Here is a 23,074-nt window from a genome sequence, read left to right as displayed (position 1 = left end):
AAAGGAGATCTAATTATGTCAACACGTTCTTCATTAACAATTATGGTCTTATCCGATTCTGTGGGCGGAACAGCAAGTAACGTTGTGCATGCTGCTCTCGCACAATTTCCTGATGTGGAGTACGAATTGAAGAATTATCCCTTCATTGCTGGAGAAGATCAAGTAAACGAAGTTCTGGAAAAAGCAAAGAGGTACCATGCAATTTTGCTTCATACCTTTGTTGATACTATCTTAGTCGATACGATTGAAGATTTTTGTGCCGTTAACGATTTAAAATGTTTTGATGTCCTCAATCCGCTAATTAGTGAAGTAACATCGCGAACGAACGTTATGCCGCAACACAAACCAGGTGCCAAGCATAGAATGGATGATAAATATTTCAACCGGATCGGCGCTCTGGAATTTGCCATCAAATACGATGACGGCAAAAATCCCAAAGGTTTTCTGGAAGCGGATATCGTTATCCTGGGTATTTCAAGAACATCCAAGACTCCGTTAAGTATCTATATGGCTAACCAGGGTTATAAAGTGGCCAATCTGCCGTTAATGCCCGAATCACGTTTGCCTGATGAAATATGGAAAGTAAATACCCGCCACATAGTAGGGTTAACGAATGATGAAGAGATGTTATCCAATATCCGAAGAGAACGCATGATTTCTTATGGTATGTCTCCAGAAACACCTTATTCCAGTAAAGAGCGCATTCGTAAAGAAATTAAATATGCAGAAGAATTATACACTAAATTGAATTGTCAGGTCATCAATGTTTCCAGTAAGTCTATTGAAGAAACATCAGCCATTATTATTGATTCATTGAAACATCAGTAAATTTTCAATAGTCTGGATAATAAAAAAGCTCCACAGCTTCCGTTCCCGCTCTATTTTTGAGTGAGAACCGCTGTGGAGCCTTTTTTATTTGGGTGTTACTGATCCGGAAATCACTAATAATGAAAAAGGCACGCTTTTTTCTGCCTTTTAAAATAAACACCTCTCATTAGATAATAGAATCAATAGCTTTCATACCTATAACTTTCCGACTCAAGACGTCCTTTATAGCGTCTCTATTCACACCTGTCTTTCTTTCCAGCAACGCATTCAGTATTAGTTGTGTTCCATAGTCCATACCATGAGCGCCGGTAATCATCAGCAGGTCGCCTGTCTTTATCTTGCTAAGTCCGGCAGAGAGTGCGTCCGGCAGTTCCTGATAAAAATCAACGGTTATGCCTCGACTTTTCATTACATCAATATAGGCGTTGGTTTCTTCTTCTGTCACGCGATTCAAATTATCGACATGTGAGCGACTTGCTGTCAGTATGATCTGCCTGATATTTAGTCTTGAGAACCAATCTGCCATATTTTCAGCATTTTCACGGTTGATACTTGCGCCTCTGTTGCCACGAATGGCATGTACGAAATTAATGGAATTATAACCGAGTGCGTCTATCGTTGCCATGCTTGAATCGATATTATTTTCATTCAGCATCAAATCATCAATGACCATAAAGTCTTTGTTATAAATGAGCTGGAATCGTCTTTCTACTCCTTTGAATCCTTCCAGGCCCTGCTTGATGATATCTACAGGAATGGCATTGACTAAGCCAGCGGCAATAGCAGTCAGTGCGTTATATATCGAGAAGCGACCCAGAACTGCTAAATGCAATTTAAATGAAGTCGGGCTTACTTCCATGCCCTCTAAAGTTTTTATTGGCTTATTCAAGTGAACTGTACATTCCGGCGTTCCGCTCGACAAGTCGATATCCGTGACAGAGAGATGTCCAGTCGGATTTTCTATTCCGAAAGTAATGACCTGAGCTTCTGTTTCTGATGCTAATTTCTCTATAGTAGGTTCATCTATATTCAGGACTGCAACACTTTCTTTCGATGCCTCCCGGATAAACGATGCTTTTGCATTGAAATACGCTTCATATGACCCATGCAAGTCGATGTGATCTCTGCTTATGTTAGTGAACGCAGCGACATCGAAGGCGACGCTAGCGACGCGCTGGAGCTCCAATGCGGATGAAGAAACTTCCATCGAGACATGCGTAATGTTTTTATCCCGCATGTCTGACAAATGTTTCTGCAGATCAAGAGATTCCGGGGTTGTCAGAACACTTGGCACCATCACGTCATCATACTTCACCATTATCGTACCGATCAATCCCGTTTTCAGTTCATAGGCCCTAAACACAGCATCGGTCATGTATGTGATGGTTGTTTTGCCATTGGTACCCGTGACACCAAATAACCGCATAAAACGTGAAGGGTTTTTGTGAAACGAGTCAGACAATTCTGCCAGCGCTCTTCGGCTGTCAGCAACAAGGAACTGCGGAATCGTTATGTCGGGCATGAATTTTTCTACGACAATAGCTGCGGCTCCATTCTTTTCTGCATAGCCAGCATAGTCATGTCCATCGATCTGAAATCCACGAATGCATACGAAAAGTGTACCGGGTTCAACGTGACTCGAATGGTAAGCCAACTTTTTTATGTTACAGTCCGTTTCATAGCCTTTTTCAGCCCGAATGTCTATAGCTTCAAGTAATTTGGATAAGTTCATAAATTAATCCTCCGTTTAGTCAATGAATCGTTTGATCTTCTGTCTTATTTCTAGAGAGCTTCCGTGTCGTACGCAAATTTATTTTTGAAAGGAACATGTAGAAAGTCATAATAATAAGCTAACTATCTAAAACTTATTATATCCTTTAAATAACTTCCATTATGTAAGTATAATGATAATCAATGCTTTTAGTAAAGGGAATTACCCTATTTTATTGAAATAATAAACAATATTTCTTTTTATTATTTCAATAAACCTTATATTGCGCTTAAATTTAAGGGTACCTTTTAAAAAAAAGGCAATACGCAAAGCGTTATTCTTGAAGATCAAAAAGTTTCTTTCCGCTTGTTGTCTCTTAAGAAGAAGGTCAAGATAAATGCGATGAATGCCAGCAGGGCAACCATTCCAAACCCGCCCCGGATCCCTTCGATACTGATGTCGGTCTTGCCTCCTCCAGCGTTTGATGCAGCAGGTACATGGAAAAAGGAAGAAACGAGCGACATAGTAGTAAATACAAGGGTAATAGCGAAACTCGAACCGATCTGTCTGACCGTTTGTCTTGCTGACGTCGCATGTCCCATGTCTTCATCAGCTAAAGCATTCATGCCGGCGGTGGTAATCGGAATGTTGAAAATCCCGAAACCGAGTGACAAGAAAAGGTACATTCCAATAATCAACCATATAGGTGTTGAAGTAGATACAAAGGCTAATAAGAGTGTACCGACAAAGAGAATCGCGCCACCTAAAGGACCAATCACTCTCACCCCATATTTATCGTAAAAGTTGCCGGTAGCCGGTGAAATAAATGCTTTCAGCATGCCCCCGGGCAAAACGATCAAACCGGATAAAGTGGCTGATCGACCGAGTACGGTTTGAACATACATGGGCATGATGTTTGAAATGCCCGTAATAACCATGAGTCCCAGCATTGCGATAATGACGGACAGACTGAATGTCCTATTTTTAAATAATGATACATTCAGCATTGGTTCATCACTGTTCAGATTCCTCCTAATAAAGAGCGTGATGAACAGTGCGCCAATTAAAATGCCGGCCCAGGCTACAAGCGAATCAAATCCTTGGGATCCCAAAACGGATAAGCCGAATAGGAAAAGACCGAAACCAATGAGTGAATGCCTGATCGATACCCAGTCAAGGGTTGGATTGCTCATAGGCAGTACATCGGTAAGCGTCAATAAGGCAAGTGGAATGACTAACAGTGAACCGATGAGTAGAAAGTAGAAAATATAGTGCCAGGAAAGATTGTCAACGATCCACCCACCCATTGTCGGACCTAACGTCGGACCCAATCCCAATACGATTCCCATTAAACCTAATGCTCTGCCTCGTTGTTCAATGGGTGATATAGTTAAGATGATCGTCTGCATCAAAGGGATGACCATGCCGGCGCCGATTCCTTGAATCAGGGTACCTAATAAGACCACATAGAAATTTATACCTGAAGCAGCAACTAATGAGCCCAGGCCAAAAATTATCATCATCAGCACGAACAAATTTCTCGATCGAAACTTATTCATGGCAAAGGCAGTGATCGGAACCATTATACCTTTAACCAGAGTATACCCGGAAACCGTCCATTGACCAATCGAGGGTGATACATCCAGATCTATGATCATTGTCGGTAAAGCCGTTTTTATGGCCGTCTGATTAATGATGACCATAAGTGACCCCATAAATAATGCCGTATAGATCAGAGCGGTAGGCACTTCGTTGTTATCTCTCCGGTCCAGCTGTTTAACTAAGGCCGTTATAACTACTTTAGCTATTTTGGTTTGTTTGATGTTCACGTGGAGACTCCCTCTTTTAAGTATAAACGTGTATTATCCGACTCGGATAGACTAATAAAAAAAGGAAATCTTTGAGATTCCCTTCTTCATCTTATTGAATTATGGTAAAAACCATGAAAATAATCAAGTCATCAGACCAGATTAGTCTAATCTTTTTTTACGCTTTATTTTTCCGTCCCAACCGGAGTAACCTTCTTTAAGGACATACAAATCTTCAAACCCATTTTTTCTCAATAGGATCGCAGCACGATAACTTAGTGTTTTCTTGTCATCGTATAAGTAGATAGGTTGATCTGTTCTCAATTCCGCAGCACGCTGTTTTAATTGAGAATATGGAATATTTCGCGCTCCTAATATATGACCGGCATTGAAAGTGTCTTTCTCTCTCACATCCACGATTTGAGCGCGACGCATGTCTTGTTTAAATGCTTCATTGTCCAAAGGCGTTGCCGCTTTTTTTCTTTGAAAGTGTAAATAGAGTTCATACGCACCATATCCAATGATTAAAACCCACAAAATAATTGTTACAGTTGTCCATGTATCCAAAGCAAACTTCCTCTCTATTCTATTCATACTCTATTTTACATTACTCTATGATAATTTTCTAGTCTAAATTTAGTTGAACTCTTCCAACAATGGGATCATTCGTTGTTCAGAGAGATCGATTATATATTCGAAACGCCAGCCGTACAGTAGATATTCTTCAGAGGGACTCAGTGCAATCGGGGCATCTTCGGATAGTTCCATCACTTCTTCAATTTCTTCATTTTCAAAATCCAAGTATGACAAACTGAAGTTGCCTAAATCTTCTTCCAGAGCAAAGGAATACTCAGGAATGACTCCGTATATTTTGCCATTGCGCGTGGCCTGTGTGAGATGCGGTTTAACTGGATAATCGTTTATTGTAACTTTCGGTATACTTAATACCTTGTCCCCCACTAAAAAAGGGTACTCATGAAAAAGATGGACCACGTTATCCTGAATATCTGATTCAACGACGCCAAGAAACGTATCTTCGCTTAAGAAAAAGTCGGAAATATCCATGTTAAGCAGCATATCCTCTCGGTCATCCCGTATATCGCCGATATACATAGCATTAGTTTCAAGTTCGTCAATGTATAAATACACATTAGCAGAGTACCATTTAGGAGATAAAGACGGAATGTCTCTTGTGTTAAGGGTGTTCTCATCGATCGTCCAGACGTAAACGTGAATCATTTCTGATTCCTGGACATGGTCAAAACTATAATGAGAGATAAACACAGTGTTGTTGTCGGTAGGATTCCAATCGAGGGTAACATAACTTGAGTAATCGAAGGGGGTAGACTGAACAGTCAAGCCGTCAGTCGTGATCACTGTCAGCCGCGATTGGGTCTCACTTACTTCTTGAAGTAAGATCTTGTCTCTCGACTGATTTATTTCAACTGAGAGGATAGCTAAATTTTCATTGTAAATTGTATTCTTTTCGCCCGAAAAGATATTGTATGTAAGAAGTTCATGACCTTCCGTGTTGCCGATATGAATAAGAATTTCATCTTCAGTCAACCAGCCAATAACCTTTTGAAAAGACTCATATTGGATGTCGATTGGTGTGAGTGTGCTGTCCTCGCTTTGATCCGGGGAAATTGTTCGTTCATCGACGGCATATGAGCCCCTCTGACAAGCAAACAAAAAAAGGCAACAACAAAGTAAAAGAAAAGGCACATAATTATTCTGTGATTTCTTTTTAGACATTGTTATCACCTCTTTATTGTTATTGTTTATGGCATTATTTTAACATATAAAAGGATTAAGCTGTTAGTGATTCGACTGATGGATGGACTCATTTATAACCAGAGAACTTGCTCCGATGACGCCCGCATCATTGCCTAATTCGGCAATTCTTATATTTGTACTTTCACGGATGGTGGGGAAAGCATAGACGGAAAATTGTTTTCGCACACGTTCAGCTAAAAATTCTCCCGCTTTAGAAACCCCACCACCAATTACAATCGTAGATGGATTAAGTATGTTGGCGATATTCCCACAAGCCAGGCCTAAGTAATCGCTGATTTCATCGGTGATCGCGATACCGTATGCGTCGCCTTCTTTAGCAGCATCCATAATAGCTTTGGCATCGACAGCTTCACCGGCTAAAATAGCTCGTTTAAGCTGGGTATCCTGTTCAAAAGCAGCTGCCTTATCTTTAGCTACACGAACGATCCCAGTGGCACTGGCGACTGTTTCTAGGCAGCCGTTTTTACCACAGGTACATTTATACCCGTGAGGATCGATGGTTATATGACCAATTTCTCCGGCTGCGCCGATTGCGCCGTGAATCAGGTCACCATTCGCAATCACGCCTCCACCAACACCTGTACCCAGGGTGATAAAGACTACGTTCGGTTCGTCATTACCGGCACCGATCCATTTTTCACCGAGTGCTGCCACGTTGGCATCGTTGTCGATAAATAATGGAATATTTGTTGCGCCTTCTATCATTTCCTGTAAGGGCTGTTCTGTTTTCCAGTTCAAGTTATAAGCGCCGATAACGGTTCCTTTGCTTTTATTGACCGTACCCGGAGAACCCATGCCGATACCTAAGAAATCACTTGCCTGCAGATTGTTTTCTTTCATGTGCTCTGTAATGGACTGAATGATCGAGGGGGTGATATGGCTTCCTTCATCAGAAATATCCGTAACGATACTCCATTTGTCTAAAATGATACCCTCACGTGTCACGATGGCAAATTTTATTGTTGTCCCACCTAAGTCCACACCAATTATATTCTTATTTTGCATACTTTCTCCTCCATTAACTGTTGATTTTTAAGAAAATAAATTAAATATACTGCTATAACGACTGAATCCAATGACAATCAACAGAATGATTATCCCGACAAACAGTAAGGCATAACTCAATTGCTGCTTTTTATTCGTTTTCCATGCTCGCGGGGTCGATAAGGCAAAGGTCACAATGTAACCCCCAACTAATCCCCCAACGTGCCCGGCCATATCGATATTCGGGCTAAATATACCGAAAACGAGGTTCAGAATAATCAAGAGTGAAAAATTCTTAGCCATTGCTTTGATTTGAGGATGACCAGGATAAAGTTTGACCAGCACAAGCGTTGAACCAAAGAGTCCAAAAATCGCCGTACTTGCTCCAGCTGAAATACTCGAATTGAAAGCAAAACTTGTCGCATTGCCCGCGAGTCCACTCAAAAAATATAGGGCAAAAAAGCGCCAGTGACCAAAAATCGTCTCCAATTGAATGCCTAAAAAATAAATGATCAAAGCATTGAAGACTAAATGCATCAAGCCGATATGAAGAAACATGGGCGTGATCAATCGATACCAGTCACCTGAGACAATAAGAAAATTAACTTTTGCACCCAAAAAAACTAGTGTTTCCGTATTGGTACTTCCGCCTAAAATTTCCTGGAGTAAAAACATTATGCCGGTTACAGTTAGAATGGAATACGCGATAAATGGTCCATTTTTCCATCTTTGAAGTTTCAATTTTGTTTTATAATTCATGTTTTACTCTCCCTTGTTGCATTCTTTAAACAGTATAGCATATCCTTATACACCGACCCAATCACTAATTAAATTTCCACAAAAATATCTAAGTTCATCGTCTAAAAGCCAACCCATGCGGCTGAACAATTTAATACAATTAAACTTAGATAGGTGAAAATATTATTCCATGTTTCCATCAAGGTCTTCTTTAAATTCTTTTACAGCTTCCAGGTTACCCTTGATCCTCTCGCTGTCTTTTACTTTGCCTGATGTATTTTTCTTATGGTTTTCATGATCGTCGTGAGTCATATACGAGCTGACCGTTTCGATCGACAGGATATATGTCGTATTGATATAAATGTCCTGACCACTTTCTAGAGTGAAAAGATGAATATGATTCTCAGGTTTTTCATCTGAATGAGCGACGCGCTGATAAACCTCTTTTGGAGAGTGGTTAACCATATATGTGGCCCCACTGGTCAATGTGATTTTAGTTAATTCCATCAGTATTCTCTCCTTATAGTATCGTATACTATTATTTTAAAGGAAAGAAATCGTTTTACAAAAATAAGCCCTTAGAATTATCTAACAATGGCTTGAGCTAATTCGGTATCAGTCATTTCTGAATTCACTACATAATTACCTGGACGCACTTTCTTGGCATAACCATTTTTTTCAAAAAGTCATTAAAAGTATGACGGTCATCGATAACACCGAAATACGCCAATTGTTCGGCCACGACACTACTAGGTTCGTCTTCTCTCACAGTAATTGCGAATTCTCGGACAGCTTCTTCTGTCACAGCTTTTTCAGTATCTTCCTCATCATCTTCTCCGTTGTCGCTATCGCTTTCTGGGTTTTCTTCTAAGTCTGATAGAGCCAGTGTCTCGGAGTATCCTTCAGACAAACGATCAACTTCATCAGTTAACCGCACATTAGTTGCTTCTAGTTCATCGATCTTGTTCTCAAGTTCCAACACAGTTTCTAATAAAGAGTCTGATGCCTCTGCTTGAGTAGAGTTAATTTGACTCGGAGCCGCTAAATCCATTCCCATGACCACTATACTAGCCGTGAGCAATCCCATTGCCATTATCCGGCTTGTTTTTCTTGACATAACGCTTCGCCACCTTCTATATGTAATTTATGCTCGAATGCCTTCTTCGATATATGAATCAATGATCTCCTGAACTGAAGCGGAAGCAATTCTCAGCTGCTTGGAAATGGTTTCTGTTGAAAAACCTTTCGTGAACAGCGTAATGATGTTGTCTTTATTTAATTGTGTAACTTGTTTGTGCAGGTCATCTTCCTGATCATCTACTTGCAACTCAGTTTCCAAGGTCTTCACCCGTTCACTTAAATCGTAAACCGTTCTAGTGACTGTCAGCGAAAAATCTTCGAGTTCTTTATAAGCTTGTTCTTTTTCCTGTTTTTGTGTAAATGAATAAATAAAAACAAGCACTGCTGATACGAAAAGCACACTAGCTACTATCCATAATTCCATACATACCCTTCTCTCTTTTAAATATAAAGCGCCTCTAAAATAGTATCACATTTTTTTAGAAACGAAAAGGTTTACTAAAAATCTGATTGATATCTTACAGCGAACCAGATCCTCTTTATAAAAAAATTAAAAATTTTTAAAAAAGATTGGCATTTTTAGTAAAATCATGGTATTCTAGTCAAGGCGAAAGGCTAGACACCAAACATGTTTGATAGCCTTCAAAACAGGAATATTGGGAGGGACAATCATGCGAGTAAACGTAACCTTAGAATGTACAGATTGCAAAGAACGCAACTACTTAACATCTAAAAATAAACGTAACAATACTGAACGTTTAGAAATTAAAAAATATTGCCCACGTGAACGCAAATTAACTTTGCATCGCGAAACAAAATAAGTTTCAAAATAAATGATTAAAAGACGATAAAAGCTTATGGCTTTTATCGTCTTTTAATTTGAAAATAAATATGCAAAAAAGGTAAGCTGCGATTCGTTCGCAGCTTACCTTTTTAAATTTCCAGATTATTCTTCATCTTCTTCTGTTGTATTTTCTTCTTCAGCCAAATCTTCCGCTCCATCAACTAAGTCCTCAACCGTTTCTATTGATTCCCCGGATGACTCTTCTTTAAATTCCCCGACTTTAAAGTAAGCGTCCAAAATGCGACGAGAGGCTCTCACATTTTCTCTATTCGAGCGTTGTGAACTGGATACCGGTAAGTTGGGTACGACAACCACTATAGCTATTTCCGGATTATCATGAGGCGCATACCCGACATAAGTTAAATTCGTTACTTCATCAGTAATTTTTTTCAGCTCATCATCCCAGTAAAAGGCTTGAGCTGTACCTGTTTTCCCCGCAGAAACATATGGTGTATCCCCAAAATAGTTTCTTGCGCTCCCTCTATTTCCGTTAACGACTTCATAAAAGCCTTGTTGCACACGTTCCATAGCTGTCTCAGACACGTCAAGTGTATTCAGTATTCTAGGCTGTATCTCTGTTTTGAGTGCACCTATACTACCAGTTTCGGTATTTGTATCACGAATCTCAGAAACCAGTCTTGGCGCAATGCGTGTGCCTCCGTTTGCAATTGTAGCTGTGTATTGCAGCAGTTGAAGCGGCGTATACGTGTCGTACTGACCGAATGAGTAGAATAACCCTTCAGCAGGAGACGTTCCGGGCCCAGCGAATCCAGATGATTCTGAAGGTAAATCTATACCTGTAGCAACGCCTAAACCAAACTGATTAAAGTACTTACGCTGTTTTTCCAGTAATTTCTGTCCATCAATATTCAGTGTCATATTACTCGTGTAGTCCCATTCACCACCCATACGCATGGCAAGTCTTGACATATAGACGTTTGAAGACACTTCCAGCGCTGTGATGTCATTTACCGCCTCTGCTCCGGATCTGTTGAATACAGATGAGATAGAATTAGACTCTTTCAACTGTAGCGGTTGGTCAACAATAACATTATTGCTGCTGTCCAGTACACCATCCATATACGCCGACAAAATGGTAGCTCCTTTAACAGAAGATCCCATGTTGAAATTGTCGAAGAAGACACCATAAGTCCTATCTTTCACTTCACCATCTTCCACTTCTTTACCAGTCATGGCTAAAATGTCACCATTACGTGGATCCATTGCTGCGATATAGATACTATTACTTAATCCTTCACGTTCGCCTAAAGAATCCAAGGCAATTTGTTCCACTGTTTTCTGAAAATCAATGTCCATTGTGAGAACTAAATTATCGCCTTTATGTCCGGAATATTGCTCTATCTGATTGATAATATCCCCACTGGTATTTGTTTCCGTTTCGATTTTTGATTTGGTCCCATTTAAGACCGTTTCATATTGAGATTCTAAATAACTGGTTCCCACTCGGTCGTTTCTTGAATAGCCTTTCGCAAGATACGTTTTTAATGAATCTTCAGGTACGCCTCTTTCTTCAGTGGATACACTGCCTATGATCGAACTAAGCATGTCACCTTCCGGATAATGTCTGACCCAATCCGTACCAGTATCGATCCCCGGAAATTTATCCAGATTTTCACTGACACGGGCAATTTCTTCCTGAGTGACATCTGCGTTTTTCACATTAACTGTACTTAATGAATAAGCGGCATTCATTTTTTTGAATACGGCTGCGGACACTAAGTCTCTTTCTTCAAAAGAACGAACTTCATCTGTTGAAATCTTATCAAGCATTACTTGATAAGATTCCGGTCCAGCCAAACGCATTTCTTCATCAGACAAACGTTCGCGGACTTCTTCCTGGTTGATCGCTATAAAATAGTCTTTCAGATCACGTTCACTCAGGTCAAAACTTCTTTCAACATCAAAGGCTGTTGTGTGAGGCATCGAAATATAATCACCTAAGTCATACGCCACTTTCGCCATCTGCCTGGCAGGTACGTTTTTACCACGTGTATAGGTGATGGAATGTCTTGCTTCGTTGCCGACTAGTTTATTTAAATTTGCGTCAAAGATCTCACCTCTGGGTACACTGCCCGTGATCGTTGTCCGTTCTGTCCGTTCCACTTCTGCTTGGTAATCATCGACGAGCACAATTTGTAAATAGGCTAACCGTAAAATCAGACTTGAAAAAAGTAGAAAAACAATAAAAAATAATAAATTTAAACGAAAAGGAATATGTGATTTCTTTTTATCGGCTCTTTTTTGCTTGGGTGCTTTCAATCTGTTTCCTCCTATTGCTATGTAAGCGGCTCACCTGAATTATTTTCATTTGGGTGTTATTTTACATTTTCATACTCGTACTAGTGTACCAAAACGTTAATTAAAATGCCACAGCCTCTCAATGATTAAACTGATAATACTGTGACTTTTTTATGTTTTTTATTTTGCTGAGGAATTTCATTTCATTAAACAGAACGGTGGCGGCCAACTCATTATTGATTAGGTATATGTAAAAAGTGCGGCAACTGGTCTGCCTACGAGCCAGCCGATAGCTGGCTTTCTCTTTGAGGAACGCATAAAGAATACTGCTAGGGCATTGCGTGACCTTTAGCTACCATTTTCAGCTCTCACTTCCCGTCACGAAGGACAGGCAATCGGCTATTTCAAAACCTTTCCGTTAAATTTCCGAGTAAAACTCTCAGAATTCACATTGGAACTGTCCTTTTCACTTTAATAAAAGATTTATATAAGGAAAAAGGCTGGGACAGTTGTCCCAGCCTTTCATATTAAAGCAATTATTTTGCGTCGTTATAGCGTTTAGCTACTTCTTCCCAGTTAACAACATTCCAGAAAGCTTTAACATATTCAGGACGCTGGTTCTGATAGTTTAGATAGTAAGCATGTTCCCAAACATCGAGCCCTAAGATAGGTGTTTTACCTACAGAGTAAGGAGAGTCTTGGTTTAATGTATCCATTACTTCCAGTTTCCCATCAGAAAGTACTAACCAAGCCCAACCTGAACCGAAACGGCCCGTTGCTGCAGCACTAAATTTTTCTTTGAATGACTCAAAGTCTCCAAAGGTTTCTTTAATTGCGTTTGCTAATTCACCAGTTGGTTCTCCGCCACCTGTTGGTGAAAGGATTTTCCAGAAAAGTGAGTGGTTAGCATGTCCGCCACCGTTATTTCTAACAGCTGTTTTGATATCTTCAGGTACTGAGTCTAATTTTTCCATTAAGTCTTCAATACTTAATTCAGCTAATTCCGGATTGTTTTCCAGAGCTTTGTTTGTTTTAGTTACATAACCTGAGTGATGTTTGTCATGATGTAAATGCATCGTTTCCTCATCGATCGTTGGTGCTAATGCATCATATGCGTATGGTAAATCTGGTAAAGTGTATGTCATAGTGAACATTCCTCCTACTGCTTTTTATCGTACATTTCCATTGTAACATTTCAGACATAATTTTCAAATAAAAACACTTATAGAAAGTAAGAGCTTATTTAAATAGTTCCCGATCATCCTTTGCCTTATACATCTAAAGATGATTGCTTTTTTCTTATTTAACAAGTAAACTTACTTTATTACTTACTTTAGAAAGGCGCTAAATAATGAAAGAATATGTAAAGTTAGGATTTACAAATCCCCAACATCTTTACCACGCACTTAAAATGTCACGGAAACACCTTTTTTATTATTTTGCATTACTCGCACTGATCATCACATTGTCTTTGACCTCTGTTTTGTTGTCTGTAATGGGAAGTTTGAGAGAAGATGGTCAGGAAATCACTGAAATGCTCCCTGTTTTTGAAATCAGAGACAGTGAATTAGTGGTTGAAAATGATGTAGACTCTTACATTCATCAAACGGATTCATTTTTATTTTTCTTTGATCCGAACGATTCGATCAAAGTTGAAGAAATCGACACTAACATTGAACGTTTGAATGTGCCGATCGGTGTAGGATTAATGAATGATCAGTTTTACCTGAATATCCTCGGTCGGGGCTTACCTGTTTCTTATGAACAATTAAGCGGGTTTAATGATACTCAGTTCAAAGAAATCTTCTCTGGAATGGGCCGTTTTTCTCCCGTCGTATTATTCTCTATCTTTCTAGTCACCTATTTGGCAAGCAGCTTCAGTTTATTATATGAATGGTTGATTGTTTCCTTGTTTGCAAATATATTGAAGACGATTTCCAGAGTTACTCTTCCATTCAAAAAAGTAGCACGAATGGCGCTGGTAGCACTCAGTGTTCCGACAATAGTCATTGCGGTATTTGAAGGATTCGGCTTCTTTTTACCCTTTGTTTTCGAAATAAAATTAGGTTTCGCTCTATATTTCTTGTATTCATCCTTGATAAACTACAAAAAAAATCAAAATCAAAAGACGTAAAAAAAAAGACCTTCATCAGCTGAATTATTCAGCTGTGAAGGTCTTTTGTCTATTCTTTAATCTTTTGATCTAAGACGGAAGGCTCGTTTTCTTTTTTCTTCTTTTTTACGTTCGATTTTTCGTTTATATCCGGGTTTGACGTTCTTTTTCAATTTCTTTCTTAATCCGTGAATTTCAGGATCGAAATCAGTTGGATGCGTGTTCTTGCCTTTACGGTGATCTCTGCGGTTACGGTCATAAGAATCAACGACTTCCCCATTTTTGATTTCTTTAGGCTGGAAGGCAATGCCTCGTTTTTCAATCAATGCAATATCTTCTTCATCATCTGGACCAAAAAGAGTGATCGCAATACCGCTGAGCTGGTTACGACCGGTACGGCCGACACGGTGGACGAAATAGTCTAAATCTTGAGGAACTTCAGCATTGATAACATGTGAGATCCCCTCGATATCAATACCACGAGCGGCTAAATCAGTTGCCACGATAAATTGAAATTCCAGATTTTGGATCTGTCTCATCACTCTTCGGCGTTCACGCGAAGTGATACCACCGTGAATGACTGCGACTTTCAATCCTTTTTTCTTCAACTGGTAGGCAATATCGTCGACATATTCTTTAGTATTGGCAAACACTAAAGCGATATATGGTTGTCCGATAGTGAGTAACTGATGAATCATGTCGATTTTGTTTTTACCTTTTGTAGATATCAACCAGTTCTCAACTGTATCCGCAATGATCTGCTTGTTTTCCACTTCAATGACGATCGGATTGTTCATGTACTTCTTCAAGAAAGGCTGCAATTTTTGCGGAACAGTCGCTGAAAAGACAAGCATCTGTCCTTTTTCAGGTAGACGTGTCGCAATCTTGTCGACATCTTCCAGGAATCCCATGTCCAGCGTCATATCGGCTTCGTCCACGACCATATACTGAGACGTATTGATACGTAAGTCATTACTTTCAATAACATCAAGTAAACGACCCGGTGTTCCGATCACAACTTGCGGTTGAGAGTGTTGAAGTTTCTGAATCAGTCTGTTCTTATCCGTTCCACCAATAATTGTTTGAACGTTGATTTCTTCTGGAGAGTGGCTTGCTAATTGAGTCGCAGCGTTGGCTAATTGTTCAGCCAGTTCTCGACTGGGAGCAGTGATAACCAATTGTACTTCTGCTTTTTTTGGATCGATTTTGTTAAACAACGGGAGTAAGAACGCATGTGTTTTACCGGAACCCGTTTGGGATTGGCCAATAATGTCTCGTCGTTTTTTCACTTCAGGAATAACTTTCTCCTGAATCTCAGTCGGTTTATCAAAACCTATTTCTTTTATTGCTTCAATTAAATAATCAGATAGATTAAATTTATCGAATGGGTGTGTCATTTTTCATTCCTCATTTCTTTCCTACTACGTATTGTACCAAAGCTAAGCCAATCTCGCTATAGTAAATACGGAATGACGCAAAAACGACACCTTCCTGATAGAAGATGTCGTTCGTTTATCATTGGTTTTTAATCAAATGGATATTTTCTTGGTTCTTCCTGAACAGAAATCCACTGCCAAGTTGTGAATTCATCTAGTGAATGTTCACGTCCGAAACGTCCGATACCTGATGCTTTTTCTCCACCAAAAGCAACATAAGGTTCGTCATTGACGCTCTGGTCGTTGATGTGAACCATCCCTGTTTCCATTTTCTCTGCAAAAGCAAAGGCCCGTTTCTCATTACGTGACGAAACAGCTCCGCTTAGCCCGGCATCTGTATCATTTGCCAGTTCCAAAGCATGGTCCTCATTTTTTGCGGGTATCAATGTGACTACAGGACCAAACATTTCATTTTGAGCAGTAGTCATATCATTGGTTCCTTTTAAAATAGTAGGCGTTAGAACGTTGCCTTCACGTTTACCTTCAAGCAAGATTTCAGCGCCTTCAGACTTCGCTTTCTTCACTTCTTCCAGCAATCTCTCCACCTGATTGCCATCAATTAGTGGGCCAATCAGAGTGCCTTCCTGATTCGGATCACCGTGTTTGAGTGATTTCGCTATTTCAACAAATTTTTCTGCAAATTCATCAAAAACAGATTCATCTATGATGATACGATTGATCGCCATACAAATCTGACCGCTATGCATGAAACGTCCATAAATGGCTCCTTTTGCGGCTGTTTCGATGTCAGCATCATCTAAGATGACCATGGCGTTATTTCCACCAAGTTCCAGGATCGTTTTCTTGACTTCTCTTCCGCAGACTGCTCCGATTTTTTTGCCAACGCCCGTTGAACCGGTAAATGAGATCAGATCCGGTACCGGATGCTCGTAGAAAGCATCCCCTATTTCCGAAGTTTTAGGGTGAACGACTTGCAATACGCCTTTTGGAAGACCAGCTTCTTCAAAGATTTTGGCAATGATATTTCCGCCACTTACTGGCGTCTGATGGCCCGGTTTCAATACAACCGCATTACCCGTAGCAAGCGCCGGTGCAACCGAACGCATGGATAGATACATTGGAAAGTTGAAGGGTCCAATGACACCGACGACGCCTACCGGTTTACGTATCATATGATTTTTCTTTCCGGGGATCATCGACTCATTCACGATCGTTTCCATTCTATTCGGAAATTCTGCTGCCAGTTGCATGATCGACATCGTTATATTGAGTTCCAGTTCAACTTTTGCAATCGTTGATCCAGATTCTTCTATGAGAACAGCCACAAGTTCTTCTTTTCGATTTTCCATGATTTGAATGGCTTTTCTGATGATGCCTGCTCTTTCAAAGGGATTTGTTTTCTCCCATTCCTTTTGATGTCTTTTTGCACTCTCATAGGCTTCATCCAAGTCTTCTAAGGAAGCGGCCTGCATTTTCACATATGATTCTTCTGTATAAGGGTTGAACGATTCAACGACTTCTGTACTTCGCCCTTTCCTCCATTGACCATCAATGTAGTTCAAGTCTAATTGTTCATATTGATTCATTAAATCCGTCCTTTCATTTTTTTCATCTGTTATTACCTTAATTCATTTGCTCCCTTCATTGCAAAAATGACGCTTAAGCAGTTATTATTGGAAATAGTGTGCCAAATAAGTTGATTGCTGAGTCAATTAAAAGTAGAATAGTATCAGACTGTATGAACATGCGTGTCATTTAGAAAAGAGGGAAATAATGTCCAAAGAAATAAAAGCTCTATATATAATATTTGGCGCTACAGGGGATTTAGCTTCTCGGAAATTATACCCGGCATTATACCGGTTATTTAAGAAGGGATACTTGCGTGACCACTTTGCTGTTATCGGAACAGCACGAAGAGAATGGTCGGATGAGTATTATCAAAACGTCGTTAAAGAATCAATCAAGTCCATTGCGGAATCAGACGAGGATGCCGAAGACTTTTCAAGTCACTTCAGATACCAGTCTCATAATGTAAAAGATGCCGAACATTATCACACGCTAAAAGAGTTGGCTGATTCACTAGATGAAAAATATGAAATTGGAGGCAACCGTATATACTTTCTTTCAATGTCTCCCATGTTTTTCGGTACTATCACCACCCATTTGAAAGATCAGCATTTAGTGACAGAAAATGGGTTCAACCGTGTCATTATCGAAAAACCTTTTGGTACAGATTTAGAGTCATCCAAACAACTCAACGATGAAATCAATGCCTCCTTTGACGAGGATCAGCTCTATCGTATCGATCACTATTTGGGTAAAGAAATGGTGCAGACGATTCTTGCCTTGCGTTTCTCCAACCGTATCATCCAGGACAGCTGGAACAATGAGACGGTCGCTTCTATTCAGATCACTTTAGCAGAAGACTTAGGTGTTGAAGAACGCGGGGAATATTACGATAAAAGTGGCGCATTAAGAGACATGGTTCAAAATCACGTCTTACAAGTGGTCAGTTTACTCACGATGGACGAACCCGAATCCTTCTCAACAGATAATATCCGCAAAGAAAAACTGGCGATACTTGAATCACTCAAAAACCCGGTTGTGGATCAGGAATTCGTAAGGGGTCAGTATCAAACTTCAAGAGATGGCGAAGCAAAGGGCTATCGTGATGAAGATAAAGTAGATCCTGACTCCATGTCTGAAACATTCGTGGCCGGAAAAGTAATCATTGATACAGATAAATGGCGTAATGTCCCTATATACATTCGAACAGGTAAACGTATGAAAGAAAAAACATCCCGAATCGATGTCTTATGGAATAAAACGGAGCAGCAATTGTTTGAAGAACATGATTCGCTCTTAACCATCCATATCAGTCCTAAAGAAGGCTTTGAAATCCAGCTGAATGATAAAGAAATCGGACCGGGCATGCAGCTCAGACCGGTCAAAATAAGCTCCATGCGTTCTGAAAAAACGATCAAAGAAAGTCCCGAAGCTTATGAAAAATTGATCCTGGATGTCTTGAATGGTGACGAAACGCACTTTGCTCATTGGGGCGAAGTTGCCGCTTCCTGGAAGTATGTCGATCATATCAGACAGGCATGGAATAAAAATGAAGAAAGTATTCCCTTCTACCCTGCCCATACGATGGGGCCAAAAGAAGCAGAAGAATTATTAGCAAAAGACGATCAGAAATGGATCTACAATCCAGAAGATTAAAGAAAATAAAAAAATGCCTTACCCCGACTTTCATCGAGGTAAGGCATTTTTTTATGTGTCTCTCTAAAAGAGCAGATCTGACGTTCAATTTATCAAAGTAGTAGCTGCTTTAAAAATCAACGGATAAGGTATGCGTTAAAAACAGCAAATCTGAACGCTTTTTCTGACGTATATTTCTTACAATTTATTGCTGTCTAGATCTTTCTCGTAATGGAAAAAGGATTTCAATTTTTCTTTCACGACAGGGATCTTTCCTGCTTTATCGTTTTCGATTTGCAGGACCAGTTTAGGTTCATGCAGACTCATGCGCAAGAGCAGCCAGCCCTGACCGTAGGGTTCGCTCAGCTGCACGCGCTCCCCTTCCAAATTGTCCGGTAACAGAGTAAAGCCGTCAATGTTGTTCACCCAGTCTGCAAAGCGGTCCAGTGTATTCAAACCAATTTCTTTGTAATCCGGATTTGTGATGACGAACCGGACCTCTTCAGTTTCGGCCGGTTGCTTCAAGTGTTTGATCAAATCGGTGACACTTTTATTATCTTTAATCAATTCAGCTTCTTTAGCGACGATTTTAGCTGCCAGATAGGCACCGTCGTCCAGGAAGAAATTTTCTCTCAGTGCAGCATGACCACTCGTTTCGATCGCCAAGGCACAATCCACGCCTTCTTTGTTTAAAGAGATCCCACGGTTGATCACATTTCTGTACCCTGAGATATAGCGGTCAACTGTTCCACCCATTTCTTCCACAAAGCGAATAAGATGGTCGGATACGGGCGAATTGGTCACGATGGTGGATTTCGGATTTTCTTCCAGCACTATCGCACCGATCAGACCGATCAAGTTATTGCGGTTGATGCCGTTCCCTTTACTGTCGACAATAGCCGAACGGTCGACGTCCGTATCGAAAATAATACCCAGATCAGCCTTGTTTGCCAAGACGGCTTCCGAAATACTCTGCATGGCTTCTTTATTGTCGGGGTTAGGTACATGATTGGGAAATGTGCCGTCGGGATCCAAGAACTGACTACCGCTTATGTCGGCTCCCAGGACTTTTAATACCTGCTCGGCAAAAAAGCCACCGGCGCCGTTCCCTGCATCCACAATAATTTTACGATTGCTTAAGGGTTTCGCATCTTCGTTCACGTTCAACGCTGCTCTGATCTTCATGACCAAATCGGCTGCATAGACGGAGAGCAGGTCTTTTTCACTTTTTTGTGTAGGTACTGCAACGGAATGATCATTTTCCTTTTCAGCTAATGACAAAATCGTTTCAATATCTTCGTGTTCGAGACCGCCCTCATCGGTGAAGAATTTCAGGCCATTATATTCCATTGGCAAATGGCTCGCGGTGATCATGATACCGATGTCTGATTTGAATGCGTCGTATTGTGTGGACATAAATAAGGCTGGCGTCGTTGCCATGTTAGCGTCAATGACTATTACGCCTGATTCTGTGAAAACATCGATCAGCCAGTTTTTGATTGCAGGACCTGTAAGGCGACTGTCGTGTCCGATCGTGATCGTCGTTTGCGTTAATGGTTTGTCTGTTTTTTCAGTCCACCATCCCATCAGGCCATTCGCTATTTTTTTCACGCTTATTTCCGTCAGCGTTTTATTCTTGTTTTCAGTATCCAAAGCAAACCCTCGAATGTCTGAACCGTTTTGTAAGTGCTTCAAGTCTGTCTGCGTCATTACATGCTCTCCTCATATCATATGTTTATAGTTAATAATTGATCGGATTTATTGATCGAGTTCTTCCAGCAGGTTATCAAAATGATGATAAACCTTTTCCGCTTCTTCCTTCGTTTTCGAAACCAGCATGATCGTATCGTTTCCCGCTACGGTACCTGCGATCTCAGGGTAGTGAATATCATCGACCAATGCGCCGATCACGTGTGCATTGCCGGGTATCGTTTTGACAATATTAATAAACTCGACATTTGTGATCCCGGTCACGACGCTTTTGATCGTCGAAGAGAGTTTCTCTTCCATTGACACTTGGTTATTCTGATACAGGATATATTTTACCCCGCCGTCTGATGATGCGGATTTAATTAAATTCAGTTCTTTTATGTCTCGTGAAATAGTTGCCTGTGTCGCCTTGATACCTTTCTCGTTCAAACGTGCTAAAAGATCATCCTGAGTGGAGACATCATGATTCAATACAATTTGCTTGATCAGCATTTGTCTTTCTGATTTTCTCATATCCTCCCTGCTTCCTATAGATTGATATATATAACTCGATTATAACTTATTTCGCATAAACATTCATCTGATTCCATTTCGCTTTTCTACTTTATAACAATTAAAATTTAGCGCTGCTCAATAGAAAATCTTGCTAGTCTTGGCTAGCTTTGCTATAATACAAGTGCTTAATACTTATGTGATCTGAACCGGCTAGACTTTTGACTATTCAAAAAAACAGCCCTTTTTTTATGCACACGTATTGAAAATTTTAAGGGACAACTATCTAATACAGGAGGTCTTTCAATGGACTATAAACAAATCATCGCGGAAGCGATACATGCAGAATTGCACGAATCTTTAGAATTAAATGAAATTAAACTCTTGCTTGAAAAACCGAAACACTCGGATCATGGAGACGTTGCTTTTCCTACGTTCCAGTTAGCTAAATTATTAAGAAAAAATCCAGCACAAATTGCTCAAGAGGTTGGCGATAAACTATCTTCACCACTTATTGAGCGTATGCAAATCGTTGGACCTTACATCAACTTTTTCTTGAAAAAAGAAACAGTGTCCAGTGCTGTCTTGCAAGAAGTCATTGCAGAAAAAAACAATTTCGGAAATCTCAAGATCGGTAATGGGACCAACGTTCCCATCGATATGTCTTCTCCAAATATTGCCAAACCCATGTCTATGGGTCACTTACGTTCTACCGTTATCGGCAATGCATTGGCAAACATTTTCGAAAAAGTCGACTTCACCCCTGTTCGTATCAATCATTTAGGTGACTGGGGCACACAATTCGGTAAACTGATTACTGCTTATAAAAAATGGGGTTCCAAAGAAAAAGTCAAAGAAAATCCGATTGAAGAGCTTTTACGATTGTATGTAAAATTCCATGAATTAGCTGAAGATGATCCATCTCTAGACGATGAAGCCCGCTTATGGTTCAAAAAGCTGGAAGAAGGCAATGAAGAAGCAACTGAATTATGGACATGGTTTAGAGAAGAATCTCTCAATGTATTCAATAAAGTTTACGACCGTCTCAATATTCACTTTGATTCCACTAAAGGTGAAGCTTTTTATAATGATAAAATGGAAGAAGTCGTTAAGTTACTCGATGGTAAACACCTATTGTCTGCCAATCAAGGCGCACACATCGTTGACCTCGAAAAATATGGCTTGAATCCAGCTTTAATTATGAAATCAGACGGCGCAACCTTATACATTACGCGTGACTTGGCCGCTGCTTTCTATAGAAAGAAAACATATGACTTTTCTCAAGCTTTATACGTCGTTGGTCAAGAACAAGCGAACCACTTCAATCAATTGAAAGCTGTATTAACTGAAGCAGGCATAGAATGGGCAAATGATATCCATCATATTCCTTTTGGCTTGATCACCAAAGACGGCGAGAAACTATCCACACGTAAAGGTAAAGTGGTCTTGCTGGAAGAAGTTTTAAATGAAGCAAGCGCTCAGGCCTTGAGACAGATCGAGGATAAGAACCCTGATCTACCAAATAAAGAAATCGTTGCAGAACAAGTCGGCGTTGGCGCTGTCGTGTTCCACGACTTGAGAAATGACCGCTTAAACAGTTTCGACTTTACGATCGAAGAAGTGGTTCAGTTTGAAGGCGAAACGGGTCCTTACGTCCAGTACACTCGTGCACGTGCGATGAGTATTTTGAAAAAAGCTGAAGCTTCTGACTTTGATGCTTCAAACGCCTTCGAACTCAGTGATGAGTATAGCTGGGAAATCATCAAATTACTTCAAGAATATCCTAACACGGTCAAACGTGCGTATGAAAACTATGAACCATCGATCATTGCTAAACACGCTGTCAGCTTAGCTCAAGCGTTCAATAAGTTTTATGCCAATGTTCGCGTCTTGGATGACCATGAAGAAAAAGAGGCACGCCTAGCTTTAGTTTTCGCAATAACTGAAGTGCTTAAAGAAGACTTGCGTATTCTTGGCGTTCAATCACCCGATAAAATGTAAAAAGCTTATAAATCAAAAAGCGACGTCTCTCCTTTTATTCTGGGAGACGTCGTTTTTTGTTTGGAAAGATTCTGCTAGTTTTGGTTTTAGTAACTCATCGGAATAAAAAAG

20 protein-coding genes are annotated in these 23,074 nt (G+C 40.1%); 5 read left to right on the top strand and 15 right to left on the bottom strand.

Annotation, left to right across the window (positions count from 1 at the left end):
* The first annotated feature begins 15 nt into the window (after nt 1-15).
* Nucleotides 16-828: a pyruvate, water dikinase regulatory protein gene (locus tag AX762_RS10700; protein ID WP_071849123.1), complete on the top strand. Its 813-nt coding sequence runs from the start codon at nt 16-18 to the stop codon at nt 826-828.
* Nucleotides 829-994: 166 nt separating this feature from the next.
* Here AX762_RS10700 and AX762_RS10695 read toward each other — a convergent pair whose 3' ends face one another.
* The 9 genes from AX762_RS10695 to AX762_RS10655 form a co-directional block, all read right to left on the bottom strand.
* On the bottom strand, nt 995-2,560 hold the full coding sequence (locus AX762_RS10695; protein WP_071849122.1) for a Mur ligase family protein: 1,566 nt from the start codon (nt 2,558-2,560) through the stop codon (nt 995-997).
* A gap of 326 nt (nt 2,561-2,886) precedes the next feature.
* On the bottom strand, nt 2,887-4,368 hold the full coding sequence (locus AX762_RS10690) for an MDR family MFS transporter (RefSeq protein WP_071849121.1): 1,482 nt from the start codon (nt 4,366-4,368) through the stop codon (nt 2,887-2,889).
* A 141-nt stretch (nt 4,369-4,509) separates the two neighbouring features.
* Complete coding sequence (locus tag AX762_RS10685; RefSeq protein ID WP_256244779.1) at nt 4,510-4,914, bottom strand: rhodanese-like domain-containing protein; 405 nt, start codon at nt 4,912-4,914, stop codon at nt 4,510-4,512.
* A gap of 69 nt (nt 4,915-4,983) precedes the next feature.
* Nucleotides 4,984-6,102 carry a hypothetical protein gene (locus tag AX762_RS10680; RefSeq protein ID WP_071849119.1) on the bottom strand — a complete coding sequence of 373 codons (1,119 nt, stop codon included), beginning with the start codon at nt 6,100-6,102 and terminating at the stop codon, nt 4,984-4,986.
* 63 nt (nt 6,103-6,165) lie between these two features.
* Nucleotides 6,166-7,149: an ROK family glucokinase gene (locus AX762_RS10675; protein WP_071849118.1), complete on the bottom strand. Its 984-nt coding sequence runs from the start codon at nt 7,147-7,149 to the stop codon at nt 6,166-6,168.
* A gap of 27 nt (nt 7,150-7,176) precedes the next feature.
* The gene (locus AX762_RS10670) at nt 7,177-7,887 is read right to left on the bottom strand and encodes a rhomboid family intramembrane serine protease (RefSeq protein ID WP_071849117.1); all 711 of its coding nucleotides are present in this window, start codon (nt 7,885-7,887) and stop codon (nt 7,177-7,179) included.
* Between the two features lie 162 nt (nt 7,888-8,049).
* A complete protein-coding gene (locus AX762_RS10665) occupies nt 8,050-8,373 on the bottom strand; it encodes a hypothetical protein (protein ID WP_071849116.1) in 324 nt (107 codons plus the stop codon).
* Nucleotides 8,374-8,500: 127 nt separating this feature from the next.
* Nucleotides 8,501-8,983, bottom strand: a complete 483-nt coding sequence (locus tag AX762_RS10660) for a hypothetical protein (RefSeq protein WP_071849115.1) — start codon at nt 8,981-8,983, stop codon at nt 8,501-8,503.
* Between the two features lie 27 nt (nt 8,984-9,010).
* Nucleotides 9,011-9,370 carry a hypothetical protein gene (locus tag AX762_RS10655; protein ID WP_071849114.1) on the bottom strand — a complete coding sequence of 120 codons (360 nt, stop codon included), beginning with the start codon at nt 9,368-9,370 and terminating at the stop codon, nt 9,011-9,013.
* A 247-nt stretch (nt 9,371-9,617) separates the two neighbouring features.
* Between AX762_RS10655 and rpmG the strand changes: the two genes are divergently transcribed.
* The gene (rpmG, locus tag AX762_RS10650) at nt 9,618-9,767 is read left to right on the top strand and encodes a 50S ribosomal protein L33 (RefSeq protein ID WP_071849113.1); all 150 of its coding nucleotides are present in this window, start codon (nt 9,618-9,620) and stop codon (nt 9,765-9,767) included.
* A 125-nt stretch (nt 9,768-9,892) separates the two neighbouring features.
* Here rpmG and AX762_RS10645 read toward each other — a convergent pair whose 3' ends face one another.
* Nucleotides 9,893-12,070: a penicillin-binding protein 2 gene (locus AX762_RS10645; RefSeq protein ID WP_083432936.1), complete on the bottom strand. Its 2,178-nt coding sequence runs from the start codon at nt 12,068-12,070 to the stop codon at nt 9,893-9,895.
* A gap of 515 nt (nt 12,071-12,585) precedes the next feature.
* Nucleotides 12,586-13,194: a superoxide dismutase gene (locus tag AX762_RS10640; protein WP_071849111.1), complete on the bottom strand. Its 609-nt coding sequence runs from the start codon at nt 13,192-13,194 to the stop codon at nt 12,586-12,588.
* A gap of 206 nt (nt 13,195-13,400) precedes the next feature.
* Here AX762_RS10640 and AX762_RS10635 point away from each other — a divergent pair, with 206 nt between their 5' ends.
* Nucleotides 13,401-14,183: a DUF1189 family protein gene (locus AX762_RS10635; RefSeq protein ID WP_071849110.1), complete on the top strand. Its 783-nt coding sequence runs from the start codon at nt 13,401-13,403 to the stop codon at nt 14,181-14,183.
* 56 nt (nt 14,184-14,239) lie between these two features.
* Here AX762_RS10635 and AX762_RS10630 read toward each other — a convergent pair whose 3' ends face one another.
* Together AX762_RS10630 and AX762_RS10625 are read right to left on the bottom strand one after the other, a co-directional pair.
* Nucleotides 14,240-15,559, bottom strand: coding sequence for a DEAD/DEAH box helicase (locus AX762_RS10630; RefSeq protein WP_071849109.1), 1,320 nt, complete (start codon nt 15,557-15,559; stop codon nt 14,240-14,242).
* 128 nt (nt 15,560-15,687) lie between these two features.
* Nucleotides 15,688-17,145 carry an aldehyde dehydrogenase family protein gene (locus AX762_RS10625; protein WP_071849108.1) on the bottom strand — a complete coding sequence of 486 codons (1,458 nt, stop codon included), beginning with the start codon at nt 17,143-17,145 and terminating at the stop codon, nt 15,688-15,690.
* 187 nt (nt 17,146-17,332) lie between these two features.
* On the opposite strand from AX762_RS10625, the gene zwf reads away from it, so the two are divergent.
* Nucleotides 17,333-18,781 carry a glucose-6-phosphate dehydrogenase gene (gene zwf, locus AX762_RS10620; protein ID WP_071849107.1) on the top strand — a complete coding sequence of 483 codons (1,449 nt, stop codon included), beginning with the start codon at nt 17,333-17,335 and terminating at the stop codon, nt 18,779-18,781.
* 177 nt (nt 18,782-18,958) lie between these two features.
* Here the strand turns inward: zwf and AX762_RS10615 are convergent, their stop codons facing one another.
* Together AX762_RS10615 and argR are read right to left on the bottom strand one after the other, a co-directional pair.
* Entirely contained in the window at nt 18,959-20,470 is a 1,512-nt protein-coding gene (locus AX762_RS10615; protein WP_071849106.1) for a phosphomannomutase/phosphoglucomutase, read from the bottom strand.
* Between the two features lie 48 nt (nt 20,471-20,518).
* A complete protein-coding gene (gene argR, locus AX762_RS10610; protein WP_071849105.1) occupies nt 20,519-20,983 on the bottom strand; it encodes an arginine repressor in 465 nt (154 codons plus the stop codon).
* Between the two features lie 285 nt (nt 20,984-21,268).
* Here argR and argS point away from each other — a divergent pair, with 285 nt between their 5' ends.
* Nucleotides 21,269-22,963: an arginine--tRNA ligase gene (gene argS / locus AX762_RS10605; RefSeq protein WP_071849104.1), complete on the top strand. Its 1,695-nt coding sequence runs from the start codon at nt 21,269-21,271 to the stop codon at nt 22,961-22,963.
* Nucleotides 22,964-23,074 lie beyond the last annotated feature (111 nt).

The organism is Alkalibacterium sp. 20 (assembly GCF_001885615.1).
Taxonomy (GTDB): domain Bacteria; phylum Bacillota; class Bacilli; order Lactobacillales; family Carnobacteriaceae_A; genus Alkalibacterium.
The sequence above is the reverse complement of the archived record's forward strand: the minus strand, read 5'-3'. Positions and strand labels throughout refer to the sequence as shown.

Excerpts from the sequence above, each read along its gene's own strand:
- argS (WP_071849104.1), top strand. The coding sequence starts at position 21,269 with ATGGACTATAAACAAATCATCGCGGAAGCGATACATGCAGAATTGCAC.
- AX762_RS10635 (WP_071849110.1), top strand. The coding sequence starts at position 13,401 with ATGAAAGAATATGTAAAGTTAGGATTTACAAATCCCCAACATCTTTAC.
- argR (WP_071849105.1), bottom strand. The coding sequence starts at position 20,983 with ATGAGAAAATCAGAAAGACAAATGCTGATCAAGCAAATTGTATTGAAT.
- AX762_RS10665 (WP_071849116.1), bottom strand. The coding sequence starts at position 8,373 with ATGGAATTAACTAAAATCACATTGACCAGTGGGGCCACATATATGGTT.
- AX762_RS10670 (WP_071849117.1), bottom strand. The coding sequence starts at position 7,887 with ATGAATTATAAAACAAAATTGAAACTTCAAAGATGGAAAAATGGACCA.
- zwf (WP_071849107.1), top strand. The coding sequence starts at position 17,333 with ATGTCCAAAGAAATAAAAGCTCTATATATAATATTTGGCGCTACAGGG.
- AX762_RS10615 (WP_071849106.1), bottom strand. The coding sequence starts at position 20,470 with ATGACGCAGACAGACTTGAAGCACTTACAAAACGGTTCAGACATTCGA.
- AX762_RS10655 (WP_071849114.1), bottom strand. The coding sequence starts at position 9,370 with ATGGAATTATGGATAGTAGCTAGTGTGCTTTTCGTATCAGCAGTGCTT.
- AX762_RS10640 (WP_071849111.1), bottom strand. The coding sequence starts at position 13,194 with ATGACATACACTTTACCAGATTTACCATACGCATATGATGCATTAGCA.
- AX762_RS10680 (WP_071849119.1), bottom strand. The coding sequence starts at position 6,102 with ATGTCTAAAAAGAAATCACAGAATAATTATGTGCCTTTTCTTTTACTT.
- AX762_RS10695 (WP_071849122.1), bottom strand. The coding sequence starts at position 2,560 with ATGAACTTATCCAAATTACTTGAAGCTATAGACATTCGGGCTGAAAAA.
- rpmG (WP_071849113.1), top strand. The coding sequence starts at position 9,618 with ATGCGAGTAAACGTAACCTTAGAATGTACAGATTGCAAAGAACGCAAC.
- AX762_RS10660 (WP_071849115.1), bottom strand. The coding sequence starts at position 8,983 with ATGTCAAGAAAAACAAGCCGGATAATGGCAATGGGATTGCTCACGGCT.
- AX762_RS10625 (WP_071849108.1), bottom strand. The coding sequence starts at position 17,145 with ATGAATCAATATGAACAATTAGACTTGAACTACATTGATGGTCAATGG.
- AX762_RS10675 (WP_071849118.1), bottom strand. The coding sequence starts at position 7,149 with ATGCAAAATAAGAATATAATTGGTGTGGACTTAGGTGGGACAACAATA.
- AX762_RS10700 (WP_071849123.1), top strand. The coding sequence starts at position 16 with ATGTCAACACGTTCTTCATTAACAATTATGGTCTTATCCGATTCTGTG.
- AX762_RS10630 (WP_071849109.1), bottom strand. The coding sequence starts at position 15,559 with ATGACACACCCATTCGATAAATTTAATCTATCTGATTATTTAATTGAA.